At 67.3% G+C, this 20163-nt stretch carries 18 protein-coding genes and 1 pseudogene; 7 read left to right on the top strand and 12 right to left on the bottom strand.

The window, feature by feature from the left end:
* Positions 1-94: 94 nt before the first annotated feature.
* The 6 genes from QOI01_RS25190 to yajC all read right to left on the bottom strand — a co-directional run bounded on the left by QOI01_RS25190 (position 95) and on the right by yajC (position 8403).
* Entirely contained in the window at positions 95-2440 is a 2346-nt protein-coding gene (locus QOI01_RS25190; protein WP_526385830.1) for a RelA/SpoT family protein, read from the bottom strand.
* 107 nt (positions 2441-2547) lie between these two features.
* On the bottom strand, positions 2548-3132 hold the full coding sequence (locus QOI01_RS25185; RefSeq protein WP_526385828.1) for an adenine phosphoribosyltransferase: 585 nt from the start codon (positions 3130-3132) through the stop codon (positions 2548-2550).
* On the bottom strand, positions 3129-4784 hold the full coding sequence (locus QOI01_RS25180) for an ABC transporter substrate-binding protein (protein ID WP_526385826.1): 1656 nt from the start codon (positions 4782-4784) through the stop codon (positions 3129-3131). The genes QOI01_RS25185 and QOI01_RS25180 overlap by 4 nt, the downstream gene beginning before the upstream one ends.
* Before the next feature lie 6 nt (positions 4785-4790).
* A complete protein-coding gene (gene secF, locus QOI01_RS25175) occupies positions 4791-6083 on the bottom strand; it encodes a protein translocase subunit SecF (protein ID WP_526385824.1) in 1293 nt (430 codons plus the stop codon).
* Positions 6084-6087: 4 nt separating this feature from the next.
* Positions 6088-7929: a protein translocase subunit SecD gene (gene secD, locus QOI01_RS25170; RefSeq protein ID WP_526385822.1), complete on the bottom strand. Its 1842-nt coding sequence runs from the start codon at positions 7927-7929 to the stop codon at positions 6088-6090.
* 75 nt (positions 7930-8004) lie between these two features.
* Positions 8005-8403, bottom strand: a complete 399-nt coding sequence (yajC, locus tag QOI01_RS25165) for a preprotein translocase subunit YajC (protein WP_526385820.1) — start codon at positions 8401-8403, stop codon at positions 8005-8007.
* A gap of 369 nt (positions 8404-8772) precedes the next feature.
* Here yajC and gabT point away from each other — a divergent pair, with 369 nt between their 5' ends.
* Together gabT and QOI01_RS25155 are read left to right on the top strand one after the other, a co-directional pair.
* Positions 8773-10113 (top strand): 4-aminobutyrate--2-oxoglutarate transaminase, encoded by a 1341-nt coding sequence (gene gabT / locus QOI01_RS25160; protein WP_526385818.1) that lies wholly within the window; start codon positions 8773-8775, stop codon positions 10111-10113.
* 21 nt (positions 10114-10134) lie between these two features.
* On the top strand, positions 10135-11568 hold the full coding sequence (locus tag QOI01_RS25155; RefSeq protein ID WP_526385816.1) for an aminobutyraldehyde dehydrogenase: 1434 nt from the start codon (positions 10135-10137) through the stop codon (positions 11566-11568).
* Positions 11569-11619: 51 nt separating this feature from the next.
* Here QOI01_RS25155 and QOI01_RS25150 read toward each other — a convergent pair whose 3' ends face one another.
* Positions 11620-12318 carry a hypothetical protein gene (locus tag QOI01_RS25150; protein WP_526385814.1) on the bottom strand — a complete coding sequence of 233 codons (699 nt, stop codon included), beginning with the start codon at positions 12316-12318 and terminating at the stop codon, positions 11620-11622.
* Between the two features lie 416 nt (positions 12319-12734).
* Here QOI01_RS25150 and QOI01_RS25145 point away from each other — a divergent pair.
* A pseudogene (locus tag QOI01_RS25145) lies at positions 12735-13823 on the top strand (GGDEF domain-containing protein); the annotation flags it as partial.
* A 32-nt stretch (positions 13824-13855) separates the two neighbouring features.
* Here the strand turns inward: QOI01_RS25145 and QOI01_RS25140 are convergent.
* From QOI01_RS25140 to ruvC, 4 genes are read right to left on the bottom strand one after another with little or no spacing between them, the layout of a single operon-like run.
* Positions 13856-14242 (bottom strand): DUF1304 domain-containing protein, encoded by a 387-nt coding sequence (locus tag QOI01_RS25140; protein WP_526385812.1) that lies wholly within the window; start codon positions 14240-14242, stop codon positions 13856-13858.
* A gap of 29 nt (positions 14243-14271) precedes the next feature.
* On the bottom strand, positions 14272-15339 hold the full coding sequence (gene ruvB, locus QOI01_RS25135) for a Holliday junction branch migration DNA helicase RuvB (protein ID WP_526385810.1): 1068 nt from the start codon (positions 15337-15339) through the stop codon (positions 14272-14274).
* A gap of 33 nt (positions 15340-15372) precedes the next feature.
* Positions 15373-15963 carry a Holliday junction branch migration protein RuvA gene (gene ruvA / locus QOI01_RS25130; protein WP_526385808.1) on the bottom strand — a complete coding sequence of 197 codons (591 nt, stop codon included), beginning with the start codon at positions 15961-15963 and terminating at the stop codon, positions 15373-15375.
* Positions 15960-16514, bottom strand: coding sequence for a crossover junction endodeoxyribonuclease RuvC (gene ruvC, locus QOI01_RS25125; protein WP_526385806.1), 555 nt, complete (start codon positions 16512-16514; stop codon positions 15960-15962). Before ruvC ends, ruvA begins: the two co-directional genes overlap by 4 nt.
* Before the next feature lie 173 nt (positions 16515-16687).
* Here ruvC and QOI01_RS25120 point away from each other — a divergent pair, with 173 nt between their 5' ends.
* From QOI01_RS25120 to QOI01_RS25105, 4 genes are all read left to right on the top strand, one after another.
* Positions 16688-17929, top strand: coding sequence for a mechanosensitive ion channel family protein (locus tag QOI01_RS25120; RefSeq protein ID WP_526385804.1), 1242 nt, complete (start codon positions 16688-16690; stop codon positions 17927-17929).
* Between the two features lie 67 nt (positions 17930-17996).
* Positions 17997-18440 carry a VOC family protein gene (locus QOI01_RS25115; RefSeq protein WP_526385802.1) on the top strand — a complete coding sequence of 148 codons (444 nt, stop codon included), beginning with the start codon at positions 17997-17999 and terminating at the stop codon, positions 18438-18440.
* Entirely contained in the window at positions 18440-19102 is a 663-nt protein-coding gene (locus QOI01_RS25110) for an NAD(P)H-binding protein (RefSeq protein WP_526385800.1), read from the top strand. The genes QOI01_RS25115 and QOI01_RS25110 overlap by 1 nt, the downstream gene beginning before the upstream one ends.
* A 1-nt stretch (position 19103) precedes the next feature.
* Complete coding sequence (locus QOI01_RS25105) at positions 19104-19292, top strand: hypothetical protein (RefSeq protein WP_526385798.1); 189 nt, start codon at positions 19104-19106, stop codon at positions 19290-19292.
* Positions 19293-19296: 4 nt separating this feature from the next.
* On the opposite strand, the gene QOI01_RS25100 is transcribed toward QOI01_RS25105, so the two are convergent.
* Positions 19297-20052, bottom strand: a complete 756-nt coding sequence (locus QOI01_RS25100) for a YebC/PmpR family DNA-binding transcriptional regulator (RefSeq protein WP_526385796.1) — start codon at positions 20050-20052, stop codon at positions 19297-19299.
* Positions 20053-20163: the final 111 nt, after the last annotated feature.

The following is a 20163-nucleotide window of genomic DNA, read 5'->3' as shown; positions in this document are numbered from 1 at the left end:
AGTCGGATCGGCGACCGACGGGCCGAGCGTGCAGAAAACTGCTCTGAATGCGGCGTGTCGCAGGGCAAACACGCACGCTCGCGGGAGTTGGGTACTACGCCGCTGACGTCACCCGGTAGACGTCGTAGACGCCCTCCACGTTGCGCACCACGTTCAGCACGTGGCCGAGGTGCTTGGGGTCGCCCATCTCGAAGGTGAACCGGCTGATCGCCACTCTGTCGTTCGACGTGGCCACCGACGCCGAGAGGATGTTGACCTTCTCGTCGGCCAGCACCCGCGTCACGTCCGACAACAACCGATGCCTATCGAGGGCCTCCACCTGGATGGCCACCAGGAACACCGACGACGGGGACGGCGCCCACTTGACGTCGATGATCCGTTCCGATTGCTGTTGCAGGGACGTGGCATTCGTGCAGTCGGTGCGGTGGACGCTGACTCCACCACCGCGCGTCACAAAGCCCAGGATGACGTCACCGGGTACCGGGGTGCAGCACTTGGCCAGCTTCGTCAGAACCCCAGGCGCACCGGGCACCGCGACACCGACGTCCTCGCTGGTGCGTTGGCGCACCAACATGGTCGCGGGCGTGGACCGCTCGGCGATCTCGTCCTCAGCCTCGTCGTCTCCGCCCAGTTGGGCGACCAGCCGCTGAACGACGTGGCGCGCCGAGACGTGACCCTCGCCCACTGCGGTATAGAGGGATGACACGTCGACGTAGCGCAACTCGCGGGCCAGCGCGGCCATCGACTCGCCGTTCATCAAGCGCTGCAATGGAAGACCGCCGCGCCGAACCTCGCGCGCGATCGAGTCCTTACCTGACTCGAGCGCCTCCTCACGCCTTTCCTTGGCGAACCACTGCCGGATCTTGGCCTTGGCCCGCGGCGACACGACGAACGTCTGCCAGTCCCGCGACGGGCCCGCATTGAGTGCCTTCGACGTGAAGACCTCGACAACTTCGCCGTTTTCGAGTTTGCGCTCTAGCGCGACCAGTCGCCCGTTGACCCGTGCGCCGATACAGCGGTGCCCGACCTCGGTGTGCACGGCATAGGCGAAGTCCACCGGCGTCGAGCCGGTCGGCAGGGTGATCACGTCGCCCTTGGGCGTGAAGACGAAGATCTCCTGCACCGCAAGGTCGTAGCGCAAGGACTCCAGGAACTCGCCAGGGTCGGCCGCTTCCCGCTGCCAGTCGAGGAGCTGGCGCATCCAGGCCATGTCGTCGATCTCGGCGGCGGCGTTATTGGCGGGAACGCCGTTGCGGCCCTTGGCTTCCTTGTATCGCCAGTGCGCGGCGATGCCGTACTCGGCGGTGCGATGCATGTTGCGGGTACGGATCTGCACCTCCAGCGGCTTGCCCTCCGGCCCGACGACGGTGGTGTGGAGCGACTGGTAGACGCCATACCGCGGCTGGGCGATGTAATCCTTGAACCGGCCGGCCATCGGCTGCCACAACGAGTGCACCGCACCGACGGCGGCATAGCAGTCACGAATCTCGTCGCACAGGATCCGCACGCCCACCAGGTCGTGGATCTCGTCGAAGTCGCGGCCCTTGACGATCATCTTCTGATAGATCGACCAGTAGTGCTTGGGCCTGCCCTCCACCGTCGCATTGATCTTCGAGGCGGTGACGGTGTTGACGATCTCGGCGCGCACCTTGGCCAGGTACGTGTCGCGTGACGGCGCACGGTCGGCGACCAGTCGGACGATCTCCTCATACTTCTTCGGGTGCAGGATCGCGAACGATAGATCCTCCAGCTCCCACTTGACAGTCGCCATGCCCAGCCGGTGAGCAAGGGGCGCAATGACTTCCAGCGTCTCGCGGGCCTTGCGCGCCTGCTTCTCCGGCGGCAGGAATCGCATGGTACGCATGTTGTGCAGCCGGTCCGCGACCTTGATGACCAGCACCCGGGGGTCACGCGCCATCGCGATGATCATCTTGCGGATGGTCTCGCCCTCGGCCGCGGTGCCCAGCACCACCCTGTCGAGCTTGGTGACGCCGTCCACCAGATGCCCGACCTCGACCCCGAAATCGGAAGTGAGCGCCTCCAGCGTGTAGCCGGTGTCCTCGACCGTGTCGTGCAACAGGGCAGCCACCAGCGTCGTGGTGTCCATGCCCAGCTCGGCGAGGATGTTCGCCACCGCCAGCGGATGGGTGATGTACGGATCACCCGAACGGCGAAGCTGGTCGGCGTGACGCAACTCGGCCACCTCGTAGGCGCGCTGCAGGATCGCGAGGTCGGCCTTCGGGTAGACCTCCCGGTGAACGGCCACCAGCGGCTCGAGCACCGGGTTCACCGTGCTGCGCTGAGACGTCATCCGCCGCGCCAGCCGGGCCCTCACCCGTCGCGACGCACTCGACGGCGGCTTCGGGCTCTCGGGTGCCAACAGATCCGGGGTGATGACCGGCATCGGCTGCGTCTGCGTCAACGCTTGATCGTCCGCCACCGTGCTCACCTCCTGACCCGCGCGGGTACTTCCGTCGAGGATATCCCTGCTACCCCCGTCAATTCTTCGCGCAAGCGCTCATGCTGCGCCGTTGGTTCTTCGCTCGCTCATCGCACCACGTACAGGCTGGTGACAGGCAGATCCGGCAACTTCGCCCGTCCACCGAGTGCCGACAGCTCCAAAACCACCGCGGCGCCCGTGACCGTCGCACCGCCGGTCCTGAGCAGTTGCACGGCCGCGGCCAACGTGCCTCCGGTGGCCAGTACGTCGTCGATCACAAGAACACGCAATCCGGCGAGTTCGATACCGTCGGCCGGAATCTCCAAAGTCGCGGTGCCGTATTCGAGGGCGTAGGTCTCGGCATGCACCGGAGGCGGCAGCTTGCCGCCCTTGCGGACCGCCAGCACGCCCTTGCCGAGCCGTGTCGCCACGGCGGCGCCCAGCAGGAAGCCACGCGCGTCGATGCCCGCAACCAGGTCGGCGTCACCGGCCACGGCGGCCAGCGCATCGGTGACCACCGCCAGCCCCCGCGCGTCGGCGAGCACCGGGGTGAGGTCCTTGAACTGGATCCCCGGCTCAGGAAAGTCCGGCACCTCACGCATCAGCGAACCGATGACCGCGGCGACGTCGGTAACATGACCCCGGTCGCTTCGCTCTGCCCCGCATGCGGGGGGACCCCCAGCACCGGTCATCTCGCCAGCACCCAACGGTCCATGTTCCATCCCGCACCCCATCGCGTCGGATTGCTGCTCACGGCGGTCATATTGGTCGAGGTCACCAGGGTTCGCTGCTGACGGTAGAGCGGAAGGGTGGGCATATCGCCCCACAGTACGGGTGACCCCTCCCCGAGCAACCTGGCCAGTTCCTTCGGATCGGCGGTCACCGCCAGAGCGCCGATGACGCCGTCGATCTGCTCATTTGAATAACCGGACAGGTTGTTGCCGTTGCCGGTGTACAGATCGTAGGCGTCCATCGCCGACGATCCCGTCGAACCGCTGCCCGTCGCTCCGCCGGTGCTGGCGAGCAGAACATCGATCTGGTTGTCGCGCAACGCCTGTGGCCCGGTCGTCTCCGACGCCGCGTCCTGGACGGTGATGCCGGCCGCCGCACACGCCCGGGCGATCGTGCCCACGGTGGCCGCGAGTCGCGCATTGGGGCTCTGGTATCCGATCCGGACGGTCAGCGGCCTAGCGCCGATGGCGTCGCGGGCCGCCCCGGGATTGGAGGTGCTGAACCGACCGCCCTCCGCGGCGCTCTCGGCGGCCGCGATCGAATCCTCGGCGGTCGGGTTCAGTCGACTGTTGGCGATCGGCACCTGCGCGTTCTGTGCGATCAGGTCCCGCGGCGTGCACAGCGCGACGGCACGGCGCGCGGCCGGGTCCGCCAGGGGTCCACTCGGGGCGAAGATCAGTTGTTCGATACCTGCGGAGGGGCTGTCGGCGCGCACGTAGTCGTCGGGAATGGTCAGCGTTCCAGCCGAGCCCGCCGCGATGTCGACGACGTCGTAGTGACCCGAGTTCACGCGGTCCTGGACGTCGGCGCCCCGCGGCCACACCGTGATCGTGGCCGTGACGGGCTTGGCGCCCCACCACTTGTCGTTGGCCACCAGCACGACGGCGCCGTCGTCGGTGACCGAGCTCAGCTTGTAGGGCCCCGAGGATGGGAAGCGCTTGAGATCGAGGTCGGGGCTCAGGTTCCAGATGGTGTTCCACAGCTGGGCGATGCGAGCGACCGTAGGGAGGTCGCCGGCCTGCAGTGCCGCGGTGACCCCGCCGTCACCCCTGCCGAGCTCGTCGGCGATCACGTGTGACGGCATCAACGTCGTCGCCGCGAACAACTGGCCGAAGTCGACGAACGCCCGGTCCTGGGCGAACGACACCCGAGCCTTCTTCTGCCCCGGCGCACAGTCGACCGCGGCGACGTCCCCGTAGCCCGCCCGGCTAGCGGCGTCGAATCCGGGGAAGCGCCCCGACTGCGCGGCCCACGCCAGCACCATGTCGTCGCAGGTCACCGGCTTACCGTCCGAATACACGGCGTTGTCGCTGATCTGGTAGTCGAGCACCAACGGAGTGCGCCCGACCACCGAGATGGTGCCGAAGTCGCGATCTCCGACCGCCTGACCGTCGGGGCCGTGATAGTTGAACCCCGTCAGGACCCGGGCGAAGGCCTGCGATCCCGCCGAGGCGGCGCCCGCCACCGTGTTGGTGTTGTAGGTGACCAGGGTGCCGTCGACGGCGTAGTCGATCTTGTCGGACGAGCCTCCCCCACACGCGGACAGTCCCATGGTGCCCACCAAAGACATCACGGCCGCGAGCATCGCCGCCCGTCCGGGTCGAGCAGTCATCGAGGCTTACCGCCGGGTGTTCCGCTTACCCGACGGCCTTCCGGTGGGGCGGATCGGCTTCACACCGGGTGCCGGTTTCTCCGGGGCCGGTTTGGCAGGACGCGGCGACGACGCCACCGACACGGTGTCCGGCCCCGACGAGTCGTCGGCGTCAGATGACGAGTCCGAGATCTTCGCCGCGGACCCCTTGCGCCGGTTGAGGACCCGTCGCGTGTGGGCGCGCACCAGAGCGGTGCGTTCCCGCATGGAGACCAGTAGGGGTGTGGCGAAGAAGATCGACGAATAGGTGCCGACTATGACACCGACGAGCTGCACCAGCGCGAGATCCTGCAACGTCCCGACGCCAAGCAACCAGACCGCGACCACGATCAGCGCCAGGATCGGCAGCACGGAGATCAAACTGGTGTTGATGGATCGCATGAACGTCTGGTTGATCGCCAGGTTGGCCTGCTCCGCGAAGGTCCTGCGGGTGGTGTGTTCGAAGCCGTGGATGTTCTCCTCCACCTTGTCGAACACGATGACCGTGTCGTACAGCGAGAAGCCGAGAATGGTCAACAGCCCAATCACCGTGGCGGGGGTGACCTCGAAGCCGACCAGCGAGTACACGCCCGCGGTGGTCACGATGTCGAACACCAGCGCGGCCAGGGCGGCGGCCGCCATGTACCGCTCGTAGCGGATGGCGATGTAGACCGCGACGAGAACGAGGAAGACGACCAGGGCGATGATCGCCTTCTGGGTGATCTGCCCACCCCAGGTCTCCGACACGTCGGAGCTGCTGATCGCAGCTTGGCTCGGTTGACCGTCGGGGCCCTTGGGCGAGAACGCCTCGAACAACGCCGAGCGCAGCTTGTCGTTGTCGGGATTGCTGAGCTTCTCGGTCCGAATCTGAATGGTCGCCGAGCCACCGTTGCCGACCTGCACCACGGACTCGGGTCCCCTGCCGAGGGTCTTGCTGAAGACGTCCTCGACCTGCTGGGTCGACACCTGGCCGTGCGCACCGGAGGCGGGCAGCGACACCTTGGTGCCGCCCTCGAAGTCGATGCCGAAGGTGAAGCCGCGCAACAGGATGCTGGCGAGCGCGATCAGGATGATCGCGCCGCTGATGCCGAACCAGAGCTTGCGCTTGCCGACGACGTCGAAGGCGCCGGTGCCGGTGTAGAGGCGGACGAAGAAGCCGTGCTTGGGCGCCCCGGAGTCGGGAGCGCCCAGTTCCTCGGCAGTGGAACCGGTATCGACTTCGGTTGCTTCCACCGCGTCCGAGACGTCGTCGGTCGCGTCCTTGGAGTCGTGCTTGGCCATGTCGCTACCTCCCTCCCACTGACGTCGCGGCGGCCCGTCGTTCGCGGGCGATCTGCTGTACTGCGCCCAGGCCGTTGAACGCCGGCTTGGACAACATCGCCGAGTTGGACGCCAGGTAGATCAGCGGCCAGGTCACCAGGAACACCACGACCACGTCGAGCACGGTGGTCAGGCCGAGCGTGAACGCGAAGCCCTTGACCTGACCGATGGCCAGCACGTAGAGCACCACCGAGGCCAGCAGCGTGACCGCGTTGCCGGACAGGATCGTCTTGCGCGCCCGTGCCCAGCCTCGTGGCACGGCCGACCGGAACGAGCGTCCCTCTCGGATCTCGTCCTTGATGCGTTCGAAGAACACCACGAATGAGTCGGCCGTGGTGCCGATGCCGATGATCAGACCCGCGATGCCCGCCAGGTCGAGCGTGTAACCGATGTATCTGCCGAGCAGCACCAGGATCGCGAACACCATCGCACCGGACGCCACCAGCGACAGGGCCGTCAACAGGCCGAGCACGCGGTAGTAGAGCAGTGAGTAGAGCAGTACCAGCGCGAGACCGACGCTGCCTGCGATCAATCCGGCTCGCAGCGACGTCAAACCCAGAGTGGCCGAGACGGTTTCGGCCTCAGACGACTCGAACGACAGCGGCAGGGACCCGTACTTCAGCACGTTGGCGAGGTCGCGGGCCGAGTTCTGGGTGAACTGTCCGGTGATCTGGGTACGACCACCGGGAATCGCCTCATTGATCGCCGGCGCACTGACGACCTGGGAGTCGAGCGTGAACGCGGTCTGGGTGCCGACGTTGGCGGCGGTGTAGTTCGCCCAGATGTCCGCGCCCTGGCTCTTGAACTGCAGGTCGACGACGTACTCGCCGCGCTGCTGGTCCAGGCCTGAGGACGCGCTCTCGATCTGCTCGCCACTGATGATCGACTTGTCGAGCAGATAGACCTGCTTGTGATCCTGCGAGCAGGTCACCAGAGGCAGGTTCGGGTCGTCGTTACCGGCCAGCACGTCCTCGTCGTTGCAGCGGGTGGCCTGGAACTGCAGGGCCAGCAGCTGAATCTGTTGGTCTGCGCTCTGGCGGAGCGCCTTCTCATCGGAGATGCGTTGCGCCAGATCGCCCTGCTTGGTGGGAGCAGCCGGCGGTGCGGGAGCGGGCGAAGGGCCCGGCCCCGGTGCGGGAGGGGGCGACGGCCCCGGTGCGGGCGCGGGTGTCGGCGCGGGCGTCGGCGCCTCGGGATAGGGCCGCGGTTGCGGCGCCGGCGGGGCCTCGGGAGCGGGAGCCTCCGCACCGGGCGCTGGGCGAGGCGGCTCGCCGGGGGTCGGCGCGACGATGGGCGCCGCGGGTTCGGCAGGCGCGATAGGCGGCACACCTGGCACTCCCGGCGGTGCGCCGGGTGCTCCGGGGACTCCAGGAGCTCCTGGCGGGGCACCGGGAGGAGCTTTCCCGGCGGGTGGCTGCTGACCCGCTGCAGGGATGGCGTGAATCACTGGCCGGATGTACAACCGAGCCGTCTGCCCCAGGTTTCGAGCCTCATTGCCGTCGTTGCCGGGGACCGTGATGACGAGGTTGTCGCCGTCGACGAGCACTTCCGAGCCGGAGACGCCCAGCCCGTCGACGCGGGAGCTGATGATCTCCTGCGCCTGAGCCAGCGATTCACGACTCGGACGCGAACCGTCCGGGGTGCGCGCAGTGAGTGTCACGCGGGTGCCACCCTGTAGATCGATGCCCAGCTTGGGTTTGGCTTGCTTGTCCCCGGTCAGGAACACCAGCAGATATACGCCGATGAGCAGAACCAGAAAGAGGGTCAGGTAGCGGTAGGGGTGCACCGGCGCCGAAGGCGATGCCACGTTCTTGGTTCTCCTCAGATCGGTACGTCAACCCGCAAAGAGTACGTGGTTGGGCTGAGTGCTCGGTCGTCAGTCTTAGGTGAGCCGGTCGGGGTCTGACTTCGCCTCGCTCCCGGCGGTGGGCCGGTCGAGTTCCAGGGCTGTCGATGCCTCGGCCGAATCGTCGTCGTCCTCGAAGTCCTCGTCGTCGAGATCTTCGTCGTCGGCATCGAGATCGTCCGAGACCTTTTCCTTGACGGCCAGCTTTAGCATGGTCAGGACGACACCCGGCGCCACCTCGACGTCGACCTTCCTGTCGGAGACGTCCGTGATGGTGCCGAAGAGGCCGGCCGTGGTCATGATCTCGTCGCCGACGGCCAACGAGTCGTGCAGGTTGACGGTCGCCTGCATGGCCTTCTTCTGGCGGCGCGACGCGAAGAACATGAACGCGCCCATGATGACGATTAGCGGGAGGAATAGCGTCAGTTCGCCCATGGCAGGAAGCAGTCTTTCGTGTCGGTTGTGCGGTAAAGGCGCCCGGACAGTGCAGTCACGCGGCGACCTCGTCTCCGACCAGTGTGCCATCACTGCAGCCAGCGGCCGAGTGCCCCATCTGGGCGCCGTCGGCGTCAGCCCCACCAGTTGCCGATTTCGGCACGCTCGACGCTCGATTGCCTGCGACGCCTTCAACGACCGAAATCGTAGGAATCGCCGGTTGTCGGCGCGCAATCCAGCGGTCCTGAGGGCACGTACGGACGTTTCCGGCCGCGCCGCGGCTGCAACGATTAGGCTGTCGACTGGCCTCGGACGCGACGTACCGACGTCCCCACCCCGGCACTGCCACCTTCTCGCAGGAGTCATGACGTGAGCACCATCGAACAAAGCCGCCACCTCGCCACCGCCATCCCCGGCCCCAAGTCGGCAGCGCTGATCCAACGCAAGGCTGCAGCGGTTGCACGCGGCGTCGGCAACACCATGCAGGTGTACGCGGCGCGCGCCGGCGGCGGCATCGTCGAGGACGTCGACGGCAACCGCCTCATCGACCTGGGCTCCGGAATCGCGGTCACCACGATCGGCAACGCGTCGCCGCGCGTCGTCGACGCAGTCGCCGCCCAGGCCGCGGAGTTCACCCACACCTGCTTCATGATCACGCCGTACGAGGGGTACGTCGCGGTGTGCGAACACCTGAACCGGCTGACCCCCATCCGTGGCGAGGCGCGTTCGGCACTGTTCAACTCGGGTTCCGAGGCCGTCGAGAACGCCATCAAGATCGCCCGCACCCATACCCGCAAGCAGGCGGTCGTCGCCTTCGATCACGCTTACCACGGCCGCACCAACCTCACGATGGCCTTGACGGCCAAGTCGATGCCCTACAAGCACGGCTTCGGGCCGTTCGCCCCCGAGATCTACCGCGCTCCCCTGTCCTATCCGTTCCGGGACGCCGAGTACGGCAAGGAGCTCGCGACCGACGGCGAACTGGCCGCCAAGCGGGCACTGGACGTCATCGACAAGCAGGTCGGCGCCGACAACCTGGCGGCGGTGATCATCGAACCGATCCAGGGCGAGGGCGGCTTCATCGTTCCCGCGGAGGGCTTCCTGCCCACGCTGCTCGACTGGTGCCGCAAGAACGACGTCGTGTTCATCGCCGACGAGGTGCAGACCGGGTTCGCCCGCACCGGAGCGATGTTCGCCTGTGAGCACGAGGGCATCGACCCCGACCTCATCGTCACCGCCAAGGGCATCGCCGACGGGCTGCCGCTTGCAGCCGTGACGGGCCGCGCTGAGATCATGGACGCCCCGCACGTCAGCGGTCTCGGCGGCACATACGGCGGAAACCCCATCGCGTGCGCCGCTGCGCTGGCCACGATCGAGACGATCGAGTCCGACGGGATGGTCGCGCGCGCCCGCGAGATCGAGACGTTCATGAAGGAGCGACTGGGCCGGATGCAGGCCGACGACGACCGTCTCGGCGACGTGCGCGGCCGCGGTGCGATGATCGCCGTCGAGTTGGTCAGGTCCGGCACCACCGAGCCCGATGCCGACCTGACCAAGGCACTGTGCGCGGGCGCCCACGCTGCGGGCGTAATCGTGTTGTCCTGCGGCACTTTCGGGAACGTCCTGCGGTTCCTCCCCCCGCTGACCATCAGCGACGAACTGCTCGAGGAAGGCCTCGACGTCCTCACTCTCTTGCTCAAGGACCTCTGAACCGACCAAGGAGCGCAAGTCATGACGACCGTGCAGAACTTCATCGGCGGCGAACTGGTGGACTCGGTGAGCGGTGCGACGATGCCGTTGGTCGATCCGAGCACCGGTGTGCGGTATGGCACCGCCCCGGTATCGAATGAACAGGACATCGACAACGCCTATGCCGCAGCGGCGAAGGCATTCAAGGAGTGGAAGCGCTCCACGCCGTCGGTCCGACAGAAGGCGTTGCTCGACTTCGCCGACGATGTGGAGAGGGCGGCCGACGACCTGGTCGCCGCCGAGGGCCGCAACACGGGCAAGCCCAACCACGTCACGAAGGCTGAAGAAATCCCTCCGATGGTCGACCAGATCCGGTTCTTCGCCGGTGCGGCAAGGATTCTCGAAGGCAAGTCGGCCGGCGAGTATCTGGAGAACCACACGTCGTGGATCCGCCGCGAGCCGGTCGGCGTCATCGGCCAGGTGGCGCCGTGGAACTACCCCATGATGATGGCGATCTGGAAGTTCTGCCCCGCCCTAGCGGCAGGCAACGCGGTCGTCATCAAGCCCAGCGACACCACGCCGGTGACCACCGTCATGCTGGCCGAGCTCGCGGCCAGACACTTTCCCCCCGGCGTGCTCAACGTCGTCACCGGCGACCGGGTCACCGGTGCCGGCGTCGTCGCGCACCCGACTCCGCAGATGGTGTCGATCACCGGATCGGTGGCCGCGGGGCGTGCCGTCGCCGTGAGCGCGGGCGGACACCTCAAGCGCACCCATCTCGAACTGGGCGGCAAGGCCCCGGTCATCGTCTTCGGCGACGCCGACATCGCCGCCGCGGCCGAGGGCATCGCCACCGCCGGATACTTCAACGCCGGGCAGGACTGCACCGCGGCCACCCGGGTGCTCGCGCACGCGTCGGTGGCCGAGGAGCTGACGGCCGCGCTGGCCGAGCAGGCCAGGGGCGCGCAGACGACGTTCGGCAAGCCGGCCGGCGACGAGGACGCCTGGGTGCCGCCGGTCAACAACGTCAACCAGATGGAGCGGGTGCTCGGCTTCTTCGACGACGTACCCGCCCACGCCACGATCGCAGCGGGGGGACATCGTCAGGGGGACAGCGGCTTCTACGTGGAACCCACGGTCGTCGGCGGCTTGAGACAGGACGACCGGCTCATCCAGACCGAAGTCTTCGGGCCGGTCATCACGGTGCAGTCCTTCACCGAGGAGGACGACGCGCTCGAGAAGGCCAACGGGGTCGAGTACGCCCTCGCGTCGTCGGTGTGGACGAAGGACGTGTCGACGGCGATCCGGATGTCCAACGCGCTGGACTTCGGCTGCGTCTGGATCAACACCCACATCCCCTTGGTCGCCGAGATGCCGCACGGCGGTTTCAAGTCATCCGGACACGGCAAGGATCTGTCGATGTACGGCCTCGAGGACTACACCCGCATCAAGCACGTGATGGTCTATACCGGGTAGCCGCGGTCCGCCAGAGATCGCACGTCCGGGCGCAGCAGTGCAAATCCGACCTCAACGACCTGCCGGCGTCGGATTGCCCCGACGGCGGCCGAGCGGGTTGTGCCAGGTCCGTCGCGGCGACCGCTCCTCCACCACCGGTTTACCGACGACCGACTGGGTGGGCGTCGGACCGGTCGCGACGGGCTGGTGCAGCGGGACCGTCGATTCGTCGACGTCCTCAGCGCGCCGGTCCCGCCGCGCAGCCGACTTCTGGGCGTAGCCGACGTCGCGCACGCTGCGAACGGACAGTCGACCCAATGCCATCGCACCGACGAACACGATCACCGCGCCGAGACCGTAGAAGTAAGTGAGCTCGAGCCAGGCCGCCTTGGTCTCCGTCTCCGCGACCGGCCTACCGATCTCGCCGATGGTCAGCGTCGTGGCCACGACACGGCCGATGACGAACCAGGCGCCCGCGACCACGCTGAGCCATCCGCCGAGCATTGCCGTGGCACGGTTCTGCGATCGCACCAGCAGGAACCCACCGACCACGGCGACGACGCCGGGCAGTACCTCCAGCCAGCCGCGGGCCGCACTCCAGGTGGCGCCCTGCCCCTGGTCGTATGCGAAGTCGAACGCCGGGCCCAGGAAGGGAGCCAGTGCGCCCCAGGCGCCCAAGACAATCACCAGAAGTCCACTTGCCGCGCCGCGGCTTCGCGGTATGACCAGCCTGCCGCCGTGAACGCGTCCACTCGAAACGACCTGAGTCATGATGGCCTCCTAATTCGCGATGCGGATACCCAATCTCGACGAATCCGTAACGCGCGGCGATTGGCACCGCGTGCGGGTGGTCATCTCCGCAGGAGTGCCCCGACCTTCGATCCCGTCGGGACACCACGGCGCTGGCGACGCCCACCGACATAGCTACGAAGGAGGCGTCGTGCATTTTGGCGATCTCTCGACGTCGCTAGGCGGCGGGGAGCCATCGCCGGCATCGCTCGCGGCAATGCAAGACGGCCGATCGCAGTGGCCGATTCCACGTCGGTAGTCGGGCAGGCTGACGCCTCCGTTTCCGTCCTGCGGGCAATGCGCCGACGCACTCTTGCCGACCTGGGGCAAACTGCTTGCCCTTCTTGTACCATCACGGAAGTGGGGACTTTCTGCTTGCCTAGGCGCAGACAACGCTCATGGCGGCATCGGTAGACCGAGAGCAAGGGCAAACACAAAGCGTGGACTGGATTCGCGGTTGGTGGCGGCAGCCCGATCACTACCAGTGGCTGTCCGACTATCTGGCTGCCCGCAAGCAGTTGACCTTCACCCGCTACATGATGGCTGCCATCGTGGCCACGCTCGGCGTCCCCCCGATTCTCATGTTGTGGAGCCCTGCCGGCGCAAACAGTTCGGCCACCCGCGCCGCCTCCATCATCGTCGCGGCGGGGTGCGGAGTGGTGGCGCTGCTGTGGGCCACCAAGTGGCCGAGCCGCAGTGAGTCGTCGCTCTTCGCGATCGTGTCCACCCTGGCCATCGCCGTCAGCTGCCTCGCAACGGCGCCAAGTACCGGGATGCAGGGTTGCACCGCGTTTGCGGCGCTCGCGGGCTATGTGGCCTTCTTCCACACCACCCGCCACCTCGTGTTCACCTTGGTGACGGCGGTGGCGACGGCGTCGATCTGTGCCGCTGAGATCGCCCTCCGCGGCGACCCGCTCCAGGCAGTGAGCAAACTGCTCGTGCTGTTCGTCGGCGTTCTGGCCGTGCCGTTCTGCGTCCAGGTGCTTGTGCGCACCCTCGGCGTCGACGCGCTCAGATCTGACACGGATCCGTTGACGGCGCTGCCCAACCGCCGGGGTTTTCATCGATCGGTGCGCGTCCTGGCCACCGAGTCAAGTCACGACAGCAGGGCTCATCTGACGGTCGTGATGGTTGATCTGGACGACTTCAAACGGGTCAACGACACCGCGGGACACGCCGCGGGCGACCAGACCCTGATCGCCGTCGGCGACATCCTCCGTCGCTCCCGCCCCGGCGATTCCGCCGTAGGGCGCGTCGGCGGTGAGGAGTTCGTCGTGGCGATGTCCGGTGACCGCCGCGATGCGATCGGACTCGCAGAGCGGGTCCGTCGCGAGATCGCACAGCCACCCTCGCGCGTCACCGCAAGCATTGGGGTGGCCAGTGCGTCGCTCTTCCGGGTGATCCCGCAGGAGATTTCGGGCCACGTCGATCGTCTGCTGGAGTCAGCGGACGGAGCCATGTACAAGGCCAAGCGTTCCGGTGGAGACCGCGTGCACGTTGTCGGTCGCCCGAGCAGTGCCTACGTGGAGAAGCCGATGGCAAGCAGAACGACGGCCACCAAGGGCAACGCGCCCTGGACCACCGCTGAACGCGCCTTGTCCGGCGCGGACGCCAGAAGCACGATTGCTGCGGCAAGCATCGACCCGACGCCGGCGAATAGCAGCGCCGCGCCGACCCGGATACCGCCGGAGATCGTGAACGCGATACCCGCCGTGGTCACCACCGCCAAGAACAGGTTGTAGAAGCCCTGGTTGAACGCCAGCAACTTGGTGGTCTCCGCCTCCTCGGCCGTCGTGCCGAACGTCGCGCGGGTGCGAGGATCCGTCCAACGAAACGACTCGAGCACCCAGATGTAGACGTGCAGCACGGCGGCCAGTGCCGCGAAGATCAAAGCGGCAGTGGTCATTTCACGCCCTTCCCATCCAATCTCCTTGACTATTCGAACAGACCCGGCTGCCCGAGGCTCGTCACACCGCTGGGCGGCGTCATGCCCAGATGCGTCCACGCCTGGGCCGTGGCGACCCGACCCCGCGGGGTGCGGGCGATCATCCCTGCGCGCACCAGGAAAGGCTCGCACACCTCCTCGACGGTCGTGGCCTCTTCGCCGACGGCGACCGCCAGCGTCGACACCCCCACCGGGCCGCCCCCGAAACTCCGCGTCAGCGCCGAGAGCACGGCGCGGTCGAGGCGGTCCAGCCCGAGTTCGTCGACGTCGTAGACCGCCAAGGCGGACTTCGCTATGTCGCGGGTGATGACGCCGTCCGCGCGGACTTCGGCGTAGTCACGTACCCGGCGCAGCAGCCGGTTTGCGATGCGCGGCGTGCCACGCGAGCGACGCGCGATCTCGGTAGCGGCGTCCATCCCGACCTCGATGCCGAGGATGCCCGCCGAACGAGCAAGCACCCGTTCCAATTCGGCGGGTTCGTAGAAGTCCATGTGGGCGGTGAAGCCGAAACGGTCACGCAACGGACCGGTCAGAGCCCCGGATCGCGTGGTCGCTCCGACCAGTGTGAATGGGGCGACCTCCAGCGGAATCGACGTTGCCCCTGGGCCCTTTCCGACGATGACGTCGACGCGGAAGTCCTCCATGGCGAGGTACAGCATCTCCTCGGCAGGCCTCGCGATGCGGTGAATCTCGTCGATGAACAACACATCGTGCTCGACGAGGTTGGACAGCATGGCGGCCAGGTCGCCTGCGCGCTCGAGTGCCGGTCCGGAGGTGAGGCGAAGCGAGGTGCCGAGTTCTGCCGCGATGATCATCGCCAGTGAGGTCTTGCCGAGCCCGGGCGGACCGGAAAGCAGGATGTGATCCGGTGTGCCACCGCGGTTCTTGGCGCCTTCGAGGACCAGTTGCAGTTGTTCGCGGACCCGAGGTTGGCCGATGAACTCCTTGAGGGTGCGGGGGCGCAGACTGGCGTCGACGTCACCCTCGCCCACGGTCAGCGCGGCCGACACCTCGCGATCGGTGGTGTCCTCGTGCTCGTCCTCGTCGAAACGGCCCATGCTAGACACTCTGCTCTTCGCGCACGTGGCTCATCACTTCCTGCCCAGCATGGACAGCGCCGCCCTCAGTGCGCTCGAGGTGGTGGCGTCGGGCTCCTCGGCCAGGACCTTGTCGGTGGCCTCCTCGGCCTGCTTGGCCGCAAAGCCAAGTCCGACAAGGGCTTCCACCACCGGTCCGCGGATGGCGTGCCCACTGACCCCGACGAGGCCACCCGCCGAGGGAACGGCGCCGATCTTGTCGCGCAGCTCCAGCACCATACGCTCGGCGCCACGCTTGCCGATGCCGGGCACCCGGGTGAGCGCGGTGACGTCACCGGCGGCCAGTGCCTGTCGAAGAGTCTGGGCGTCGTACACGGCGAGGGTGGCCAGCCCGATCTTCGGACCAACGCCCGAGACGCCGAGCAGCGTGCTGAACAAGTCGCGGGCCTCGGCGTCGGCGAAGCCGTACAGCGTCATCGAGTCCTCACGCACGATCATGGCGGTGATGAGCCTGGCCTCGCTGCCGCGCCGCAGCGTCGACAACGTCGAGGGTGTCGCCATCACCTTGTAGCCGACTCCGGCCGCCTCGATGACGACGTGGTCGAGGGCGACGTCGAGTACCTCACCTCGAACGGACGCGATCATCTGGCCGCCTTGAGTTTGGCCTTGTACTTCTTGCGCTGTTCTGCGGCCATCGCCTCGGCTGCCGCCATCCTCGCAATCATCGGCGCGCGCCAGCAGTGGCAGATGGCCAGCGCCAGTGCGTCGGCAGCGTCGGCCGGAGTCGGTTTGGACTGCAGGGCCAGGATCCTGGTGACCATCTCGGTGACCTGAGCCTTGTCGGCGCGACCGTTGCCGGTGACGGCGGCCTTGACCTCACTGGGCGTGTGAAAGTGCACGTCGATGTTCCGCCTGGCGGCGGCGAGGGCGATCACCCCGCCCGCCTGCGCGGTGCCCATCGCCGTGTTCGCATTCTGGTTGGCGAACACCCGCTCGATGGCGAGGACGTCGGGATGGTGGGTGTCCAGCCAGTGCTCGACCGTGTCGCTGATGGTGAGCAACCGCTTGTGCAGGGGTTGGTCCGAGGGGGTGCGGACCACGTCGACGTCGAGCGCGGTCACCTTGCGGCCCTGGCCGCTTTCGATGACCGACAGTCCGCAACGCGTCAGCCCGGGATCGACACCCATCACCCGCACGTTGGCTCCTTTTCCCGAACAGCTGTTCGATACCTTAACGGGCCGCGCGGACCGCGCCGGGCATCGACACACCCATGACACACCTCGACGGACGGGGACGTGACGAAGGCGGTGACAGACGTTACCGTCGAAAGAGACACGTGACCCCGATCCGTGGGAGCTGAACTCACTCGATGCCCGACCAGAACGAGCTGCAGTCCGCGACCAATCTCGCCGTCACGCTGGTCTGGGGCGCAGGCGCCGTGGTGGCCGCGTTTCTGCTCGGGGTGGTTCTGACCTGGGTGCTCAAGCGACTCGGCCGTCGCAGCGGAGTGCTGAACGACACCGCGGCCCTGACCAGGGCGCCGGTGCGCGCCACCCTGATGGTGTTCGCCGCTTCGGTCGCGGTGCGGCGGACCTCGGGCGGGGCAGATGCCTGGCGCGGTTCGGTTGACCACACCCTGCTGATCCTGCTGATCGCGACTCTGACCTGGACGGTCGTCGGCCTGGTTCAGGTCCTGGAACGTCGGACGATCGCGCGTTACGGCGGCGGCGAGGGCGAGATCTCCGACGCCGACCGTCTGTGGAGACGGATCCGGACGCAGGTCACGGTGTTGCGCCGACTCGCCACTGCCGTCGTCATCATCCTCGGCGTTGCCGCGATCCTGATGACGTTCCCGTCCTTCTCCGACATCGGAACCACGCTGTTCGCCTCGGCAGGCGTGTTGTCCGTGGTCGCGGGCCTGGCAGCGCAGACGTCGCTGGGCGCGGTCTTCGCGGGCATGCAGATCGCCTTCTCCGGCGCCATCCGCGTGGGCGACGTCGTCGAACTCGAGCAGGGCCAGTGGTGGGGCCGCATCGAGGAGATCACACTGACCTACGTCGTCGTCCGTCTCGCCGACGAGCGCCGCCTGGTGCTGCCGTGCACGTACTTCACGACCACGCCGTTCGAGAACTGGACGCGCAATGCCACCGAGATCATGGGCACCATCGAGTTCGACGTCGACTTCTCCGTCCCGTTCGACGAAATGCGCGCCGAACTCGACCGACTGCTGTCCTCGTGCGATCAGTGGGACGGACGCCGCGGGGTGCTGCAGGTGACCGACGCCGTCAACGGCGTGGTCCGCGTGCGGATGATGGTCAGCGCTCCCAACGCGGGCGCCTTGTTCGACCTGCGGTGCACGGTGCGCGAGGGCATGGTCCGCTGGGTGCACCTCAAGGGGGGCGTGCTGCCGACACAGCGCATCGAACCTGCGGTGGCACGGCCCGAACCCGAACAGCCCCGCACGGGCCACGACCGCGGGACGACGAGAGTGGCGTCCGGCATGTTCTCGGGGAGCCCCGAGGCCGAAGAGCGCGGGCGGGCGTTCGACGAACACTCCGACTTCGACGACGACCTGGCCAGTTCGAACGGCAGGTCCAACGAGAGCGGCTGAGTCATCCGCGCGGGATAGCTTGGAGGAGAGTGACTCCGACTTCTCGACGGGAAGGACCCTTCATACCGTGACCGTTCTCGACTCCCCCGTTCCCCGCTTCCACCTCGCGGTACCCGTCGACGACCTGCACGCCGCACGGCACTTCTACGGCACCGTGCTGGGTCTGCCCCAGGGCCGCAGCGCCGAGACGTGGGTGGACTGGAACCTGCACGGCCATCAATTCGTCACGCATTTGGCGCCCCGCGGATCGACGCGGGCGCACAATCCGGTCGACGGCCATGACGTACCCGTGCCCCACTTCGGCCTGCTGCTGTCCGTCGCCGAATTCCATCGGCTCGCCGAACGACTACGCGCCGGGGACACGGACTTCGTCATCGAGCCGTACCTGCGCTTCGAGGGGCAGACCGGCGAGCAGTGGACGATGTTCCTGCTCGATCCGGCGGGCAACGCACTGGAGTTCAAGGCCTTCGCCGACGACTCCCAGGTCTTCGCGACGGCCGGGAGCCGGTGATGCGCGTCGTCATCGCAGGTGGGCACGGCAAGATCGCGCTCATGCTGGAGAAGCTGCTAACCGAACGTGGCGACTCCGTGGCGGGCCTGATCCGCAACCCGGGCCAGGTCGACGACTTGCGAGCCGTGGGCGCCGACGCCATCGTCCTCGATCTGGAGAGCGCAACGGTCGGCGAGCTGACTGAGCAGCTCGACGGTGCCGACGCAGTGGTGTTCGCTGCGGGAGCTGGCCCTGGCAGCGGGATCGACAGGAAGGCGACCGTCGACCGTGACGCCGCCATCCTGCTGGCCGATGCCGCCGAGGCAGCGGGAGTGAGCCGCTACCTGATGGTGTCCGCCATGGGCGCGGACCGCCGGCAGCCCGAGGAGGGGAGCGACCCGGTGTTCGCGGCGTACCTGGAAGCTAAGGCAGCCGCCGACGACGCGGTGCGCGGCAGGCAAGGGCTCGATTCGACGATCGTTCGGCCAGGGCTGCTGACCGACGAGACCGGCACCGGTCGAGTGCGCGTCGCCGCGTCAACCGGACGCGGCAGCATCCCCAGGGCAGACGTGGCCGCGATCCTGGTCGCCCTGCTGGACGCACCGACCACCGGCGGAGTGACGTTCGAATTGATCTCCGGTGACGTCGCGATCGCGGACGCCGTATCCGACATCGGACGTTAGCGTGGCCTTCACCGGGTCGAGCGAGGCGATGCAGAGCATCCGCGAGCTCCACGAGACGTACAGCGACGCGGTCGTGCGACAGGATCTCGAGGCGTACCTGGCGTGCTGGACCGAGGACGGCAGGCGGACCCGCGCCGGCGGCGACTGGGTGTTCTCGCAGCGCCAGTACCGGGTCATGATGACGCCGTGACCGGTCAGTCCTCGTCGAGCTGGACGGCGACGTCGTCGGGAATGTCGACGTTGGTCCACACATCCTGGACGTCGTCACTGTCTTCGAGCGCGTCGACCAGTTTCAGCACCTTGCGGGCGCCGTCCAGGTCGACGGGCACACTCACCGAGGGCTGGAAGCTGGCGTCGGCCGAGTCGTAGTCGATGCCCGCGTCCTGCAGTGCGGTCCTCACTGCAATGAGATCGGTGGGCTCGGAGATGACCTCGAAGCTGTCGCCGAGATCGTGGACGTCCTCGGCGCCCGCCTCCAGGACGGCGGTCAGCACGTCGTCCTCGGTCAGCCCGTTCTTCTCCAGTGTGACGACGCCCTTGAGGGAGAACAGATAGGCCACCGAGCCGGGGTCGGCCATGTTGCCGCCGTTGCGCGTCATCGCGATGCGGACCTCGCTGGCGGCGCGGTTACGGTTGTCGGTCAGACATTCGATCAGGACCGCGACACCGTTCGGGCCGTAACCCTCGTACGTGATGGGCTGCCAGTCGGCGCCGCCGGCCTCCTCGCCGCCGCCGCGCTTGCGGGCCCGCTCGATGTTGTCGTTGGGAACTGACGTCTTCTTGGCCTTCTGGATTGCGTCGTACAGCGTCGGGTTGCCCGACGGGTCGCCGCCGCCGGTGCGCGCGGCGACCTCGATGTTCTTGTTCAGCCGGGCGAATTCCTTACCACGGCGCGCGTCTTTGTCAGCCTTCTGATGTTTGGTGGTGGCCCACTTGGAATGGCCGCTCATGCAGGTACTACTCGCTTTCGTTCATCTGCGAAGTCTGATCATCCAGTCTACGTGGACGTTAGTCCTACCCGAGGTCACCCTCATAGTGGTTTCGGGGCGCGCCGCCCCCGG

It is taken from the genome of Mycobacterium sp. (assembly GCF_032162605.1).
Taxonomy (GTDB): domain Bacteria; phylum Actinomycetota; class Actinomycetes; order Mycobacteriales; family Mycobacteriaceae; genus Mycobacterium.
This window is presented reverse-complemented; position numbering and strand designations above follow the sequence as displayed.

Bases quoted from the DNA above. Each gene is read 5' to 3' on its own strand.
- secF (WP_526385824.1), bottom strand. From the start codon at position 6,083: ATGGCCAAGCACGACTCCAAGGACGCGACCGACGACGTCTCGGACGCG.
- QOI01_RS25180 (WP_526385826.1), bottom strand. From the start codon at position 4,784: ATGACTGCTCGACCCGGACGGGCGGCGATGCTCGCGGCCGTGATGTCT.
- QOI01_RS25155 (WP_526385816.1), top strand. From the start codon at position 10,135: ATGACGACCGTGCAGAACTTCATCGGCGGCGAACTGGTGGACTCGGTG.
- QOI01_RS25185 (WP_526385828.1), bottom strand. From the start codon at position 3,132: ATGACCGGTGCTGGGGGTCCCCCCGCATGCGGGGCAGAGCGAAGCGAC.
- yajC (WP_526385820.1), bottom strand. From the start codon at position 8,403: ATGGGCGAACTGACGCTATTCCTCCCGCTAATCGTCATCATGGGCGCG.
- QOI01_RS25100 (WP_526385796.1), bottom strand. From the start codon at position 20,052: ATGAGCGGCCATTCCAAGTGGGCCACCACCAAACATCAGAAGGCTGAC.
- QOI01_RS25150 (WP_526385814.1), bottom strand. From the start codon at position 12,318: ATGACTCAGGTCGTTTCGAGTGGACGCGTTCACGGCGGCAGGCTGGTC.
- ruvB (WP_526385810.1), bottom strand. From the start codon at position 15,339: ATGGGCCGTTTCGACGAGGACGAGCACGAGGACACCACCGATCGCGAG.
- QOI01_RS25110 (WP_526385800.1), top strand. From the start codon at position 18,440: ATGCGCGTCGTCATCGCAGGTGGGCACGGCAAGATCGCGCTCATGCTG.
- ruvA (WP_526385808.1), bottom strand. From the start codon at position 15,963: ATGATCGCGTCCGTTCGAGGTGAGGTACTCGACGTCGCCCTCGACCAC.
- QOI01_RS25140 (WP_526385812.1), bottom strand. From the start codon at position 14,242: ATGACCACTGCCGCTTTGATCTTCGCGGCACTGGCCGCCGTGCTGCAC.
- QOI01_RS25120 (WP_526385804.1), top strand. From the start codon at position 16,688: ATGCCCGACCAGAACGAGCTGCAGTCCGCGACCAATCTCGCCGTCACG.